Consider the following 13,313-nt stretch of genomic DNA (forward strand, 5'->3'; position numbering starts at 1 on the left):
TTGCGATGACTAAACTGGTAGCGGACGAGATCTGGCTAAACCGGATTCTGGAGCAGGTAAACGGATTGGAATACGGTTCGGTTCAAATCACTGTGCATAACGGATCGATTGTCCAGATTGAACGGACTGACCGTCAACGGTTCGAGAACAGTTCCTCCGGCAGTAAGAAGCAAGCTTCAACTAACCGGGCATTATAAACAGCGTTCGATTCTATAAGAAAATAAAGTAGGCCGCATACAAGCTGACCAAGAGATGATGAATCATCTCTTGGTTTTTTTACTTAAACTGGACATTGTGAGGCTGCTTTTTTGATTGCATTAATCAAATGACATAAATTTTCGCGGAAGTTCCGCTTATCTTTTATTTGAGTAAAGAGCAGAATAGCTCGACTTCAGTCGGTTAAACTATCCAGTAATAATAAGCTTGTCCTCAGTTAAAGAGGTAAATTTGTTGACATGGAGTAAACTCCATATTTTAAGATACGGATGCGGTTGAAAACGAGACAGCTTAACGGGGTTAGAGAGGAGGCAATAGATGGAGCCTACATTTTCAATCGCAGAGATTTCGGATAAATCAGGACTCAGTTACGATACGATACGGTATTATGTAAAGATTGGCCTCCTGCCGCCGACGAAGCGTAAGGAAAACGGGCAGAGGGAATATGGCACGGTCCATCTCGAACGTCTGGTCTTTATTTCGCATCTCAAACGAACCGGCATGCCGCTAAGAGAAATTAAACATTACATGTCCTTGGCAACCGCTAAAAATTATGAGAACTGTTATGACTTACTTTATAAGCATAAACACGAAATTGAATCGAAAATGATGGAAATAAAGGCAACGTTGGAATTAGTGAATTATAAGTTGGATCATTTTAAGGACCTAATGAAGAAAGCAAGACTAGGAGGAGAATGAACATGAAAGAAGATAACAACTATCAAGTAACACCTCAAAAACCAATCCATTCGGGCTTTGGTTCGCAAACAACCGCACGGGAAGTAGTTAAAGGCTGTGATTTGAATGGAAAAATCGCCATCGTAACCGGCGGGTACTCAGGCGTCGGACTTGAAACAACCCGCGCCTTAGCCGAGGCTGGAGCAACAGTCATTGTACCTGCACGTACACCAGAGAAAGCTCTCACTTCGGTTGCAGGTATCCAAAGAGTAGAGTTAGAAGAATTAGATTTGATCGATCCTGCTTCAATCGAGGCATTTGCGCAGAAGTTTCTGGACTCTGGACGACCGCTGGACATCCTGATCAATAATGCGGGTATCATGGCTCCTCCCCTAGTACGGGACGCACGCGGTTACGAGTCTCAATTTGCAACCAATCATTTGGGTCACTTTCAGTTAACGTTACTGTTATGGCCCGCCTTGAAAAAGGCAATAGACGCGCGGGTAGTTTCTGTTTCTTCAACAGGTATCCGCTTTGGTGGTGTTGATTTTGAGGATCCGAATTTTGAACAGAAGGAATACGATAAATGGAAGGCTTATGGCCAGTCCAAATCTGCTAACGCGCTTTTTGCCGTTGCACTGGACAAGCGTGGTCAATCGCACGGGATCCGAGCGTTTTCAGTACATCCAGGAAGAATTATGACCGATTTAGTGCGTTTTATGTCGGAAGAGGAAAAGGCAGCGGCAACTGGAGAACTAAAGACAACTGAGCAAGGTGCTGCCACTAGCGTGTGGTGCGCGACCAGTCCACAACTTGAGGGCAAAGGAGGCGTTTACTGCTTAGATGTTGATATTGCCGAAGTCATTACGGCAGAAGCTCCACAAGGACTGAGTCAAAAGCTAACAGGCGTATTTCCTTGGGCGATTGATCCTGAATATGCGGAGCGACTTTGGCAAATCAGTGAGAAATTGACCCGCATAAAATTCACAGATTGAGATGTTTTAACCGTAGAAGCTCATTCGTAATTGAATGAGCTTTGTTTGTTTGAAGTACGTAGTGCCCAATTTGTACTTATTGCTAAAGGTTTCCATTATCTTGGCGAAATAAAGGATAGAAGTTATCTCAACATGTCAGCTATACCGGGACTGTGTTCATTCGGCATATCCGGAAGCTGAGGAACAGGGAAGCCTTGTGGAGGTGGAGTGACCGATAGAGCACCGCTATTCCGGCTTGGGCTGACGCCTTGGAAGATTTCAGCGATTCTTGTCTCGTCCAACCTGAAATTAAATTGAACGTTGTGATAACCCAAGTCGACATACTTTCTGCACTCGGGGTATTTGTTAATATCATAATTCGGAACGGGAAATGTTTTTCCCCAGTCGACCCCTAGCGTTTCAAGCGCTTTGGCAAAAGCATTCTGATGTGCGTTGTCCCGAACGATGAGAAATGCTAGCGTTTCGCGAAACGTTTTGTTCGAGCTCATTTCGTAAATCCTTGATTTTTGCAGGACGCCGGTAGACTCTAGGACAACATTATTCAATAAATCAGCGATCAAATTCCCATGACTGTAAACCCAAGAACCATTCCATGGATTGCCTCCCGCATCGACGGGCAAGGAGCTTTTCGCTCCCATGATGTAATGATGGGGGTTCGCATGTTTGACTGCTTCGTCAATTGGAGCAGCGTCTAGTCCCGAATTGCCCGGGGAGGTTAAGCCTGAATCGTTTAGGAGTTGATTAATCGTATTTTGTACAAGTTCCACATGAGCAATCTCTTCCAGGAACACACCGCGAATAAGATCGCGAAATTGTTTATCCTTGCCTCTGAAATTAGAGCTTTGGAAAGAATATTGCATCATGGTTCGCATTTCACCGAATTGTCCTCCCAGTGCCTCTTGAAGTACCTTCGCAGCTGCGGGATCCGGCTTATCGGGTTGAATGATGTTAATCAGCTCTTCTTTGTAATAGTACACAGCTATTTCACTCCTTTGAGTTGTCTTGATTTCGTAGACAGCATTAGAATCCCTAGTGAAGGAATTATTATGCAGGAGAATTTCCATATGACAAGGTAAATGCTTGTCTGACTACCTTACAGTTGAACAAGTGAAACGGATGGCGTGCAGCTAATCCGTTTTTTGCGTTGCTAATGAATGAGATCATATCGTAATTGCGAGGATATGCGGTGTGCGTTATGGAATAAAATATCATTGACGTTTATCAATTATATATAGTAACATACAAAAAGTAAGAAACTTAATAAAGAGCCTTGTGCACTTTGTTAATTAACCTAAACGGATAATTCCGAATAAAAAAACGAAAGAAGGATTAATATTATGTCCACTGTTCTGTATATCACCGCTCATCCGAATGAAACCGAAGCTTCTTATAGCATGGCGGTTGGTAAACAATTTCTCGAGGCTTATAAAGCTGCAAATCCGAACGACGAAATCGTGCATCTCGATCTGTTCAAGATGGATATCCCGCGCATCGATGCTGATGTATTTAGCGCCTGGGAGAAATTAGGGTCCGGAACGGCATTTGATCAATTAACAAGTGAGGAACAAGCGAAAGTCGCTCGACTCGGCCAGCTGGTGGATCAATTCGTAGAAGCAGATAAATATGTCATTGTTAACCCGACGTGGAACTTCTCCTACCCTCCGGTCCTGAAAGCATACATTGACTCGATTTGCGTTGCAGGAAAAACATTTAAATATACGGATAAAGGTCCTGTCGGACTTCTGGACAACAAAAAAGCCCTCCACATTCAAGCAAGTGGAAGCGTATTGTCCCCAGGCTCCGATTATGCTGATTTTGAAATCGGCCATCGTCATTTGGACGTGATTATGAAATTCATCGGTGTTCCGAGCTTTGAGGCTATCTTCGTAGAAGGTATGGCGGCAGCGTCAGACCAAGCACGCCAAATTAAAGAAAATGCCATTCAACAAGCTTGGAAAATTGCAAAAACATTCTAAGTATTGAAGGAGTCCTTATAACGTGATCCAGCTTCTCAAAAAAATATTCAGCTCCAATAACGGAAACGGCAATGGCCGTAAAGAGAAAGTGTTGTTTATCACGGCTCATCCCAAAAATCAAGAGTCTTCCTATAGTATGTCGGTCGGCGCTGCTTTTATAGAGACTTACCAGAAGGAAAATCCTAACGATGATGTTATTCACCTTGATCTTTATCAATCGAACATACCGGAGATCGATGCCGATGTCATGAACGGTTGGAAGAAAGCGGGGGAAGGCAAGCCGTTATCCACTGCAGAACAATCCAAAATCGATCGTTTGAACGAGCTCGTCGATCAATTTGTGGAAGCAGATAAATATATTTTTGTGAATCCGATATGGAATTTTTCATTTCCGCCAGTGTTGAAGGCTTATATCGATTCCATCTGCGTAGCCGGGAAAACATTTCAGTATGTGGAAGGTAAAGGTCCGGTTGGCTTATTAAGCAGCAAAAAAGCCGTTCATATCCAAGCAAGCGGAAGCGTATTGTCGCCTGGATCGGATTTTGCCGCATTCGAGATGGGGCATCGCCACTTGAACGTGATTATGAAATTTCTAGGCGTTGCGACCTTGGAAGGAATCTTTGTCGAGGGCACGGCCTCAGCCTCCGACCAAACGAAGATGATTATAGACAAGTCGATCCGAAAAGCACGTGAAGTAGCAAAGACGTTCTAACTGGAATTGAATAGATTAAGCTTAAAAAGCTGGCTTCGGTATTATGTATGATACCGGAGTCAGCTCTTTTTTTGCAGTGGAACACCACGCTAACGAACCGTGGAGGTCTTATTTTGGCGAAATACGCGCTTTAAATATTCTAACGAATCACAGAGGCCTTATTTCCCTGAAATAGGCAGAAACGCACGAGTTATTGAGCGAATAAGACCTGTAGGGTTCGTTAGATTTTCAAATCGATTTTTTTTGATCAAATAAGACCTGTACGGTTCGTTAGAAATTGGGGGGTCGAAGGAGAAGGTGCGAACTCTGTGGAAGTTGCAGGCCGTAAGGTGAAGATGCGAGCACGCTAATAAAAGTACCCATGCACGTGACACTTTGTTAAAGTGCCAGTGCATGGGTACCTGTTACTGGTTGCGACTTTGTTCTGCAGAAGTCGTACCCTATGTCATTACTTTAGGATAGCCGTTTGTGCTCGAATACGAATCCAAAGACAGCCTCGGGTGATTGGCCCGTCATAAATTGTGCCACAAGACGCTTCGTTGCCGCAGCTTCCGTCCACTGGTTCGATTCCATCAGAACCTGAATGGCTTTGCCGAAGGTTTGAAAGAACGTGGTTTGCATCTCCCGCGCCGTAACCAGTTCTTCTTCGCTCGAGCGGACACCCGACGATTCCGGTTTCCGGACATGGGTTGCTTGAGACAAGGCTTTACGCAAGTCTTCTACGCCAAGATCGGTGCAATAGGCAGGGGATCCGGGCTGTTGACGCCAGGATTCATCCAGTCCGCCTGCATCGACCGGATCAAATCCAGCCTCGGTCACCAATTGGGATACGATGGCCTTAGCTGCAGGGTCGTCGCCGGATACGGGCAAAGCCAGGCGGCCGGGAAGTCCCGACTGAATTTCTTCTGTGAAGTTATACCAATTTGTTGCACTGAACGTTTTGATAACCGGGTGTTTGATTTGTTGCTCGACCCAACGACTTTCGGGCAAACCATTCTCAATGCCTTCAATAGCTCCGTCGCGGTGTAAAGGATAATAATTGCTGGTATCAATGACAATCGCTTCTGGTGCGATACTATCGAGGAATTCCGATGGTAAATTGAGAATTCCCTTTGTAGGAATGGAGAGAATAATAACGTCGGCACCTTTCGCGACTTCCTGAACCGTTGCCGGAGTTGCTCCCGTCTCGTTAGCTAAGTCGTGCAAAGCTTTGGAGTTACTCGAATTGGCGATCGAAACGGTATGACCTTTCCCTGTGAAAATCCGGGCAAGGCTGCCTCCGATATTACCTGTACCTACAATAGAAATTTTCATTATGAACGACCTTCTTTCTTATGATTTGTTTCGGTCGATATAAAAGTGACCGTAGTCAATATGACTGTAGTCAGTATACTGCAGTCACTTTTGTTTTGTCAATTCCCCCCCGAGCAAGCTTTGACTAACCAAAAACCTATACGTTATAGTTGTAATTGTGGAGGGGTTACGGGATGAAGGAAAAAGAAACGAGTCGCTACCTGAAGGGGAAAGCCACGAAGAAAAAGATTTTCACCGTAGCGAAGGAACTCATTCTGAGCAAGGGATATAACAACGTTACGGTTGATGAAATTTGCGAGAAATGCAGCCTTTCTAAAGGGGCATTTTACATTCACTACAAGTCCAAAGAGGACATCGTCAGAAAGTTATTCCGAGATGATATGTCCGAGTACATGGAAGAGAATTTCGGGAAGTATATCCAGGACAATGAACATGCTTCTCCGGTAGATAAGCTTAAAACGTTTATGATGGTTGCACTGGGCTTTCCATTAATCGTCGGAGAAGAACTTACTAAACTTACGTTTGTAGTTCTCCTTTCGCAAAAATCAACAGAACCTTCGTTTTTCTCAGACTGCATTAAGCAGGAACTATTATATAAAGCAATTGAAGAGGGAATATCACAGTCCATATTCCGAAAGGAGTTATCAGTAGAAGAGATCGTGAATTATTTGTTCTCTTTCCTGACGGGAGCTCTCGTCACTTGGTGCCTTTCGGATTCCTCGTATGACCTTGGGCGAGCGAGCGAGAAATTCGTGGATTCGTTAATAGTAGGTCTCCAATAATGGCGCGATAATGGATTGAAGCCAGAAGAGCCGATGACGGCCCCAACAATGGGGGAGGCATCGGCTCTTCCGCGTCTAATACATTTTGTTATGATCCATAATCCAAATGGAGCCGTAGACGACGACCACGACGATGATTAAGCCGAGAATGAGCGTAATGAGGTTATAACGCGGGCCATCTTCTTCTCGCAAGTGCATGAAGAATAGAAGCTGCACCGCAAATTGCAGAACCGCCGTGGCCAGCAAGACTACGATCGTTGTCGTTTTCCCGAACCAGCCGTTCATGACAGCGAGGATCGGGATAATCGTCAGGATGATGGAGAGCCCGAAGCCGACAACGTACTCCTTGAGCGAGCCGTGGTGCGTGGCATGGTGTCCGTGATCGCCGTGCCCGGCAGCATGGTTATGTGCCATCTCACATCACTCCCATCAAATAAACGAATGTGAATACGAAGATCCATACGGCATCCAGAAAGTGCCAATACAAGCTGGTGATATGTACTTTTCGCTGCGTCACCGGTGTAATGCCGTGCCGGGTCAGCTGGATGATCAACGCGGTGATCCAGCAGATGCCGAGCGAGACGTGCAGCCCGTGCGTACCTACAAGCGTGAAGAAGCCTGACAGAAAAGCGCTGGAATGAATCGTATGGCCCTCGTGTATGAGCTTCAGAAACTCAGACACTTCCATGCCAATAAAGCAGGCACCGAGCAGGATCGTCACAACAAGCCAGCCTATCAGTCCTTTCCGGCTTCCCGCATTCAATGCGAGCACAGCCAGACCGCTCGTGAAGCTGCTGGTCAGAAGGATGAACGTTTCGACGATGACGCCGGGCATTTCGAAGATTTCTTTGGCCCCCGGCCCGCCTGCAGTACTCTCATGAAGCACGAGATAGGTGGCAAACAGAGTCGCGAACAAGATACAGTCGGTAATCAAGAAGATCCAGAAGCCGAATTTACGGAGCTCCTCCAGATCGTGATGGCCATCATGGCCGCCCTCATGCGCATGAGCGTGCGCCATCAGATACTCCCCCTTGCATTTGCTTCCGTGCGTTTGATTTCATCGACCGGGATATAGTAATCGGTATCGTAGTTGAACGAATGAGCGAGCATCGTCAGCGCAATGCCGATGAAACCGGGAATCGCAATCCAGAGCCAGTGAAAAACAAGACCAAAGCCGACTGTAAACCAGCAGATAGATTGGATAAAAGGGATCGGCGAGTTTTTCGGCATATGAATAGGCTCGAGCGCCGGTTTGTTCTTAGGCATTTTCCCTGCGGCGATGCGTTCTTTCTCTTCCCACCAATCATCTCGGTCCGTTACGAGAGGCGTCGTCGCAAAGTTATAGAGCGGCGCGGGCGAGGGAATGGACCATTCCAGCGTACGGGCTCCCCACGGATCGCCGGTCGTATCCTTCTCCATAAACTTGATGCTGTGTGCGATCTGCCATACCTGGAATAGGAAGCCGAGGCCCATCAGGAAACCGCCTATGGTCGATGTGAAATTGAGTGCCCACCAGCCCGTATCCCAGTCGTACGAATTGATACGGCGTGTCATGCCGTCTAGTCCCACTATATATTGAGGCATAAAACAGACATAGAAACCGATGTTCCATATCCAGAACGCCCACTTGCCGATAGGTTCATTCAGCTTGAAGCCGAACATCTTCGGCCACCAGTAATACAAACCCGCAAAGTAACCGAAAGCTACTCCGCCGATGAGGACTTGATGGAAGTGAGCGATTAGGAAATAGCTGTTGTGAAACTGGAAATCCGCAGGGGCTACCGAGAGCATCACGCCGGTCATGCCGCCAACGACGAAACAGGGAATGAACCCGATCGTCCAAAGCATTGGCGTTGCGAACGAGATCCGACCCCGGTACATGGTGAACAGCCAATTAAATATTTTAACACCTGTAGGAATCGCAATAATCATCGTGGATATGGCGAAGAAAATGTTGACGTTAGCACCCGAGCCCATTGTAAAGAAGTGATGGAGCCAAGTGAAATAGGCCATCAGACTAATGCTCATCATCGCAAACACCATGGACCCGTAGCCAAACAAACGCTTCTTCGAGAAGGCCGCCACCACTTCTGAGAAAATACCGAAGGCGGGCAGAACGACAATATAGACCTCCGGATGGCCCCACATCCAAATCAGGTTGACGTACATCATGGCGTTACCGCCGCCATCCATCGTGAAGAAGTGTGCGCCCAAGAAGCGGTCCAGGAACAGCAGCGCTAACGTTACCGTTAGCACAGGGAACGCAACAATAATCGCAATGCAGCTTGAGAGTACCGACCAAGTAAAGATCGGCACCCTCGACCATGTCATCCCAGGCGCACGCATTTTGACAATGGTGACAATGAAATTAATTCCTGTCATCAGAGATCCGATCCCGGATATTTGAATACCCCAGATGTAGAAGTCTTCGCCTACTCCGGGGCTGCCCGTCATTTCCGAAAGCGGCGGATACGACAGCCAGCCGGCATTCGGGGAACCGCCGATAACGAATGACATATTGAACAGCATCGCGCCGAAGAAGAATAACCAGAAGCTAAGCGAGTTCAGGAACGGGAATGCGACGTCACGCGCGCCAAGCTGCAGCGGTACGGCAATGTTGAATAAGCCGAACATGAGCGGCATCGCCATGAACAGAATCATAATGACGCCATGAGTGGTGAACACCTCGTTATAGTGCTCCGGCGATAAAAATTTCATTTCGGGAAAAGCGAGCTGCGTCCGCATCATCAGCGCATCGACGCCGCCGCGGAACAGCATCAGCAGCGCAGCAATGATGTACATAATCCCGACGCGCTTATGATCGACAGTCGTCAGCCATTCCCGCCACAGCCAACCCCATTTGCCAAAATAGCTAAGCACGAAGATAATAGCTACCGTCGTCAGCGATATCGCCACATCCGCCCCATAAATCAACGGGTCGCCTGTGACAAAGAACCACGAGACGAAATCTTTAATTTGGTCCATCACGGAAGCCTCTCCTCTCATTTGCCATGATACATGTGCATGTTGTCCAATTTATGATAGGAGTGTCCGGAGCCGAGGCTTTCTAAGTCGTCCGGTGTATCCTTTTGCGCATTATTTCCGGGCGGCAACTGACCGCCTTCCGAATGTTCAATTGCCTTTTCTCCGCTGAGTGTTTGCGCCTTCTGCGTATAACCCGGAGGTGCGCCGCGGCTCATGGAGTAGACATGGACGATTCGCTCGAACAAGCCGGGCGGGATGGAAGCGAACGTCACCTTGTCTGAAGTCCCCGGTTTGGCAAGAGCTTGATAGCCCTCTTCGGACAGGGCGTTCCCGCCGGCTTTGGTGTCTGCCACCCATTGATCGAAATCCGCCTGCGGAACGGCTTTGGTCGTAAAGCCCATTTTGGCGAATTCGCGGCCTGTAAAATTAGATCCGGTACCCATATAATTACCGGGCTCATCAGCTTGAAGATACATCGTCGTCGCCATGCCAGACATGGTGTAAATCATCCCCCCGAGCTGCGGCACCCAGAACCCGTTCATCGGGCCGTCTGAGGTAAGCTCGAACTTAATGGGAGTCTCTTCGGGAATGACCAGATGGTTGACGGTGGCGATACCTTGATCCGGATACTGGAACAGCCATTTCCAGTCCAGCGACGTTGCCTGGATCGTAATTGCCTTCTTGTCGGACGTGATCGGTTTAGCCGGATCCAGCATGTATGTGTATCGTACAGTCACAATGGCTAAGATCAGAATGACAAGGATGGGAATGCTCCACCAGGTAATCTCGAGTTTGGTGCTGTGTGACCATACAGGCTGATAGGGCGCGTTGTTACCTTTCTTGTCGCGGAAGCGCCATACGATCCAGGCTGTAATGATTAACACCGGAACCAATAGGATGAGGCAAAGCAGCATCGTGAAATAGATTAGATCGCGCTGATGCATGCCGATAGGTCCTTTCGGATCGAAGACAATCATGGACTTGCAGCCCGATGCAAACAAGGCGGTGCTTGCCAAGACGCCGCTTGTGGTCAACAGCCGAATGAGCTTTGACATATTCAACAGTTCCTCATCTCCTAAACATCACCTTGGATTAACTTAATTTTCCCCGGAATGCCGATCAATATTACAGCCGCGGTTGTTGCAAGGCCAATCTACAGAAGAAGGGCTGTTCCTCATATAAGGAAACAGCCCAGAAGTAAATCAATATGAAGATACTTATTCGGATTCCGCCTTGCGTTTCTGCACAAGGCTTATCGCCGTACCAATCGTATAGATGAACACGCTGCCGACCAAACAGCCGATCCCGGTCATTAATGAGCTGTTATTGTCGCTGAAATCCTCATAGTTGCTGAGACACAACACCACACCAATAATAAACGCTACCCATGCGGTAATTTTCATGGTTAGAAACAAAGCATTTCCTTCACGTTCCGTTTGTTCTTTCGGTACAGATTTCGTCGTCAATGTACGTTCACTTCCTCAGAAAGGATCTAGTTTATACGTTTCCTCTATAGTATGGACACCTATTCGGTTTTTAGTTCTATATATGATTTAAGCGTCGGTGAAAGATGTCTTGTATAGTCTTTAAAGGTATGATATTTTGTATATAAAACTCAGAAAACCAATACAGTTTTATTGGTTTTACAAACGCTTTCACAAGTGAAGCAGTAAGGAAGTGTAACAGGATGGAATTAAAATCTCGGGTCATGAAAGCAGCTATAGAGGCATTCGACGAGAAAGGAATTCGGTTTACCATGGATGACCTTTCTGCCAAGCTGGGTATCTCCAAACGAACATTATATGAGCAAATAGGCAATAAGGAAGATGTTATTCGCCTGTTTATTCAAGAAGCTTTTGCAAGTATTAAGGAGCAGGAGCAGCGGATATTATCGGATGCCTCCTTGGATGTAATCGAGAAGCTGAAGCGTGTTATTCCTATTATGCCTGCATTCTCAGATGTACTCGATTATAGGCGTGCCTACGAAATCGAGAAGACATACCCGGAGCTGTTCGCGGAGATCGAAGGCCATCTGCAGGCGGATTGGGATCAGACAATTGCTTTAATTGAGGAAGGGATACGGCAGAAGCGGATTAAGCCGATTCATCCCTTGATTCTGAAGGAAATGATCGTGGGGACAATGGATCGCATGTTGAAGGATCGGTTCTTGCTGGATTTGAATTTGACCTACGACGCAGCGTTGAAAGAAATGATCGAGATTCTGTTAACCGGTATTCTGCATGAGGCACCGTGATGAGAACGCACAGCACATACTAATGAGAGATAAGGTGAGCGTATGGGAGAATATCGGATTGAAATCAAACAGGCAGACAAGAAACAACGCATGGAGGGTTTCGGTGCTTCGGGCGCATGGTGGGCACAGCACACGGGCAGCTGGCAGGAGTCGGAATTAGCTCGATTACTGGAATTGTTTTATGATCCCAACAAAGGTATCGGTATGACGATCTATCGTCACAATATCGGAGCCGGTGATGGCGAGGAAATTGAGGATGTGTGGCGGCGCGCGGAAAGTGTTGAAGTGGCCGAAGGACAATATGACTGGAGCAGGGATGCGCAAGCTCTGGCGGTAATGAAGATGGCTATAGAGAAGGGTGCTAAGCAAATCGTGGCGTTTGCTAACAGTCCAACGCCTAGAATGACGATAAGCGGGATGACCTCCGGACATCAAGAAGGAAAGTCGAATATTCGTGAAGGCATGGAAGAGCAGTTCGCTCAGTACCTCGTTGATGTCGTCAAGCATCTGATTGAAGTCGAAGGTTTGCCTGTGGAATGGATTTCCCCGATTAATGAGCCGATGTGGTTATGGAATGCAGAGAACGGACAAGAAGGCTGTCATTACACGCCTGAGGAATGTTTGCTCGTCTATCGAGCTTTAGACCGTATAATGCAAGAACAAGGGCTGCCTGTCCGCATATCCGCGATCGAAGCGGGAGAATGGACAAGCGCAAGGATGTACTATTACAAGTTGGCTGAGGATAAGGAACTCATGAGTCGTATCGGCAATATCGCCGTACATTCTTATGTACCTCATGTTTCTAATCCCGTGTACAAAGAAGAGTTCACCGAGCTTATTCGCCGGGAGCAGCCGAATCTCAGCATTTGGATGTCGGAGTGGACCGAAATGGAGGGCGGAGCGGACTATGGCATGGAAACCGCACTGAATCTAGCGAATCTCGTCCATGAGGATATCACCATTGGCGGCGTGACTTCGTGGCAGTATTGGATCGCCGTGTCCAAATACGACTTCCGCGACGGACTGGTTTATGTCGATGAGGCAGAGGGGCGGATTAAGGAAACGAAACGGCTATGGGCATTCGGAAATTACAGTAAATTCATTCGACCCGGCGATGTAAGAAACGAGGCGCACTGCGATCATTCGGAGCTGAAGGTCGCAGCGTTTACCGACAACGGTGGAGAGAGCGTAACGCTTGTGGTCGTCAACAACAGCAAAGAGAATGTTACCTCCGGCATTGATATCGGTACGGATGGAGAGGGAACGATTACCGAAATTTACGAAACATCGGCAGATTCTGATTTGGAGCGCGTATTCACAGGTGCAACTCCGCGTACGTGGACGTTTAAGGGTGAAAGCGTGACTACGCTCGTGGTGAAGGGCAAGGAGAAGAGGTGATAA

15 protein-coding genes are annotated in these 13,313 nt (G+C 47.3%); 8 read left to right on the top strand and 7 right to left on the bottom strand.

All coding sequences use genetic code 11. The features are described from left to right. Positions 1-5 precede the first annotated feature (5 nt). The 3 genes from AC0YNS_RS13810 to AC0YNS_RS13820 all read left to right on the top strand — a co-directional run bounded on the left by AC0YNS_RS13810 (position 6) and on the right by AC0YNS_RS13820 (position 1,889). Positions 6-197 (top strand): YezD family protein, encoded by a 192-nt coding sequence (locus tag AC0YNS_RS13810; RefSeq protein ID WP_475781566.1) that lies wholly within the window; start codon positions 6-8, stop codon positions 195-197. A 337-nt stretch (positions 198-534) separates the two neighbouring features. Next, positions 535-915 (top strand): MerR family transcriptional regulator, encoded by a 381-nt coding sequence (locus tag AC0YNS_RS13815; RefSeq protein ID WP_475781567.1) that lies wholly within the window; start codon positions 535-537, stop codon positions 913-915. A 2-nt stretch (positions 916-917) separates the two neighbouring features. Beyond that, the gene (locus AC0YNS_RS13820) at positions 918-1,889 is read left to right on the top strand and encodes an oxidoreductase (protein WP_475781568.1); all 972 of its coding nucleotides are present in this window, start codon (positions 918-920) and stop codon (positions 1,887-1,889) included. Positions 1,890-2,011: 122 nt separating this feature from the next. Here AC0YNS_RS13820 and AC0YNS_RS13825 read toward each other — a convergent pair whose 3' ends face one another. Next, positions 2,012-2,866 (bottom strand): manganese catalase family protein, encoded by an 855-nt coding sequence (locus tag AC0YNS_RS13825; protein ID WP_475781569.1) that lies wholly within the window; start codon positions 2,864-2,866, stop codon positions 2,012-2,014. A gap of 360 nt (positions 2,867-3,226) precedes the next feature. Here AC0YNS_RS13825 and AC0YNS_RS13830 point away from each other — a divergent pair, with 360 nt between their 5' ends. Both AC0YNS_RS13830 and AC0YNS_RS13835 read left to right on the top strand, forming a co-directional pair. Then, positions 3,227-3,865, top strand: a complete 639-nt coding sequence (locus AC0YNS_RS13830; RefSeq protein ID WP_475781570.1) for an FMN-dependent NADH-azoreductase — start codon at positions 3,227-3,229, stop codon at positions 3,863-3,865. A gap of 88 nt (positions 3,866-3,953) precedes the next feature. After that, positions 3,954-4,577 (top strand): NAD(P)H-dependent oxidoreductase, encoded by a 624-nt coding sequence (locus AC0YNS_RS13835; RefSeq protein WP_475781880.1) that lies wholly within the window; start codon positions 3,954-3,956, stop codon positions 4,575-4,577. Positions 4,578-5,030: 453 nt separating this feature from the next. On the opposite strand, the gene AC0YNS_RS13840 is transcribed toward AC0YNS_RS13835, so the two are convergent. Then, positions 5,031-5,891, bottom strand: coding sequence for an NADPH-dependent F420 reductase (locus AC0YNS_RS13840; protein ID WP_475781571.1), 861 nt, complete (start codon positions 5,889-5,891; stop codon positions 5,031-5,033). Positions 5,892-6,064: 173 nt separating this feature from the next. Between AC0YNS_RS13840 and AC0YNS_RS13845 the strand changes: the two genes are divergently transcribed. Further along, positions 6,065-6,673 (top strand): TetR/AcrR family transcriptional regulator, encoded by a 609-nt coding sequence (locus AC0YNS_RS13845; RefSeq protein ID WP_475781572.1) that lies wholly within the window; start codon positions 6,065-6,067, stop codon positions 6,671-6,673. A gap of 75 nt (positions 6,674-6,748) precedes the next feature. Here the strand turns inward: AC0YNS_RS13845 and cyoD are convergent, their stop codons facing one another. The 5 genes from cyoD to AC0YNS_RS13870 all read right to left on the bottom strand — a co-directional run bounded on the left by cyoD (position 6,749) and on the right by AC0YNS_RS13870 (position 11,124). Continuing rightward, entirely contained in the window at positions 6,749-7,087 is a 339-nt protein-coding gene (gene cyoD, locus AC0YNS_RS13850) for a cytochrome o ubiquinol oxidase subunit IV (RefSeq protein ID WP_475781573.1), read from the bottom strand. A gap of 1 nt (position 7,088) precedes the next feature. Then, a complete protein-coding gene (gene cyoC / locus AC0YNS_RS13855) occupies positions 7,089-7,691 on the bottom strand; it encodes a cytochrome o ubiquinol oxidase subunit III (protein ID WP_475781574.1) in 603 nt (200 codons plus the stop codon). Continuing rightward, complete coding sequence (locus AC0YNS_RS13860; protein WP_475781575.1) at positions 7,691-9,658, bottom strand: cbb3-type cytochrome c oxidase subunit I; 1,968 nt, start codon at positions 9,656-9,658, stop codon at positions 7,691-7,693. Before AC0YNS_RS13860 ends, cyoC begins: the two co-directional genes overlap by 1 nt. Positions 9,659-9,675: 17 nt before the next feature. After that, on the bottom strand, positions 9,676-10,719 hold the full coding sequence (cyoA, locus tag AC0YNS_RS13865) for a ubiquinol oxidase subunit II (RefSeq protein ID WP_475781576.1): 1,044 nt from the start codon (positions 10,717-10,719) through the stop codon (positions 9,676-9,678). A gap of 156 nt (positions 10,720-10,875) precedes the next feature. Then, the gene (locus AC0YNS_RS13870) at positions 10,876-11,124 is read right to left on the bottom strand and encodes a hypothetical protein (RefSeq protein ID WP_475781577.1); all 249 of its coding nucleotides are present in this window, start codon (positions 11,122-11,124) and stop codon (positions 10,876-10,878) included. A 221-nt stretch (positions 11,125-11,345) separates the two neighbouring features. Here AC0YNS_RS13870 and AC0YNS_RS13875 point away from each other — a divergent pair, with 221 nt between their 5' ends. Together AC0YNS_RS13875 and AC0YNS_RS13880 are read left to right on the top strand one after the other, a co-directional pair. Then, positions 11,346-11,912, top strand: a complete 567-nt coding sequence (locus AC0YNS_RS13875; RefSeq protein WP_475781578.1) for a TetR/AcrR family transcriptional regulator — start codon at positions 11,346-11,348, stop codon at positions 11,910-11,912. Positions 11,913-11,954: 42 nt separating this feature from the next. Next, on the top strand, positions 11,955-13,310 hold the full coding sequence (locus tag AC0YNS_RS13880; protein ID WP_475781579.1) for a glycoside hydrolase family 30 protein: 1,356 nt from the start codon (positions 11,955-11,957) through the stop codon (positions 13,308-13,310). Positions 13,311-13,313: the final 3 nt, after the last annotated feature.

The sequence above is a fragment of the Paenibacillus sp. J22FR21 genome, from assembly GCF_056269135.1.

Coding starts and splice junctions, on each gene's coding strand:
- AC0YNS_RS13810 (WP_475781566.1), top strand. CDS start 6: ATGACTAAACTGGTAGCGGACGAGATCTGGCTAAACCGGATTCTGGAG.
- AC0YNS_RS13815 (WP_475781567.1), top strand. CDS start 535: ATGGAGCCTACATTTTCAATCGCAGAGATTTCGGATAAATCAGGACTC.
- AC0YNS_RS13820 (WP_475781568.1), top strand. CDS start 918: ATGAAAGAAGATAACAACTATCAAGTAACACCTCAAAAACCAATCCAT.
- AC0YNS_RS13830 (WP_475781570.1), top strand. CDS start 3,227: ATGTCCACTGTTCTGTATATCACCGCTCATCCGAATGAAACCGAAGCT.
- AC0YNS_RS13840 (WP_475781571.1), bottom strand. CDS start 5,891: ATGAAAATTTCTATTGTAGGTACAGGTAATATCGGAGGCAGCCTTGCC.
- AC0YNS_RS13845 (WP_475781572.1), top strand. CDS start 6,065: ATGAAGGAAAAAGAAACGAGTCGCTACCTGAAGGGGAAAGCCACGAAG.
- cyoD (WP_475781573.1), bottom strand. CDS start 7,087: ATGGCACATAACCATGCTGCCGGGCACGGCGATCACGGACACCATGCC.
- cyoC (WP_475781574.1), bottom strand. CDS start 7,691: ATGGCGCACGCTCATGCGCATGAGGGCGGCCATGATGGCCATCACGAT.
- AC0YNS_RS13860 (WP_475781575.1), bottom strand. CDS start 9,658: ATGGACCAAATTAAAGATTTCGTCTCGTGGTTCTTTGTCACAGGCGAC.
- AC0YNS_RS13875 (WP_475781578.1), top strand. CDS start 11,346: ATGGAATTAAAATCTCGGGTCATGAAAGCAGCTATAGAGGCATTCGAC.
- AC0YNS_RS13880 (WP_475781579.1), top strand. CDS start 11,955: ATGGGAGAATATCGGATTGAAATCAAACAGGCAGACAAGAAACAACGC.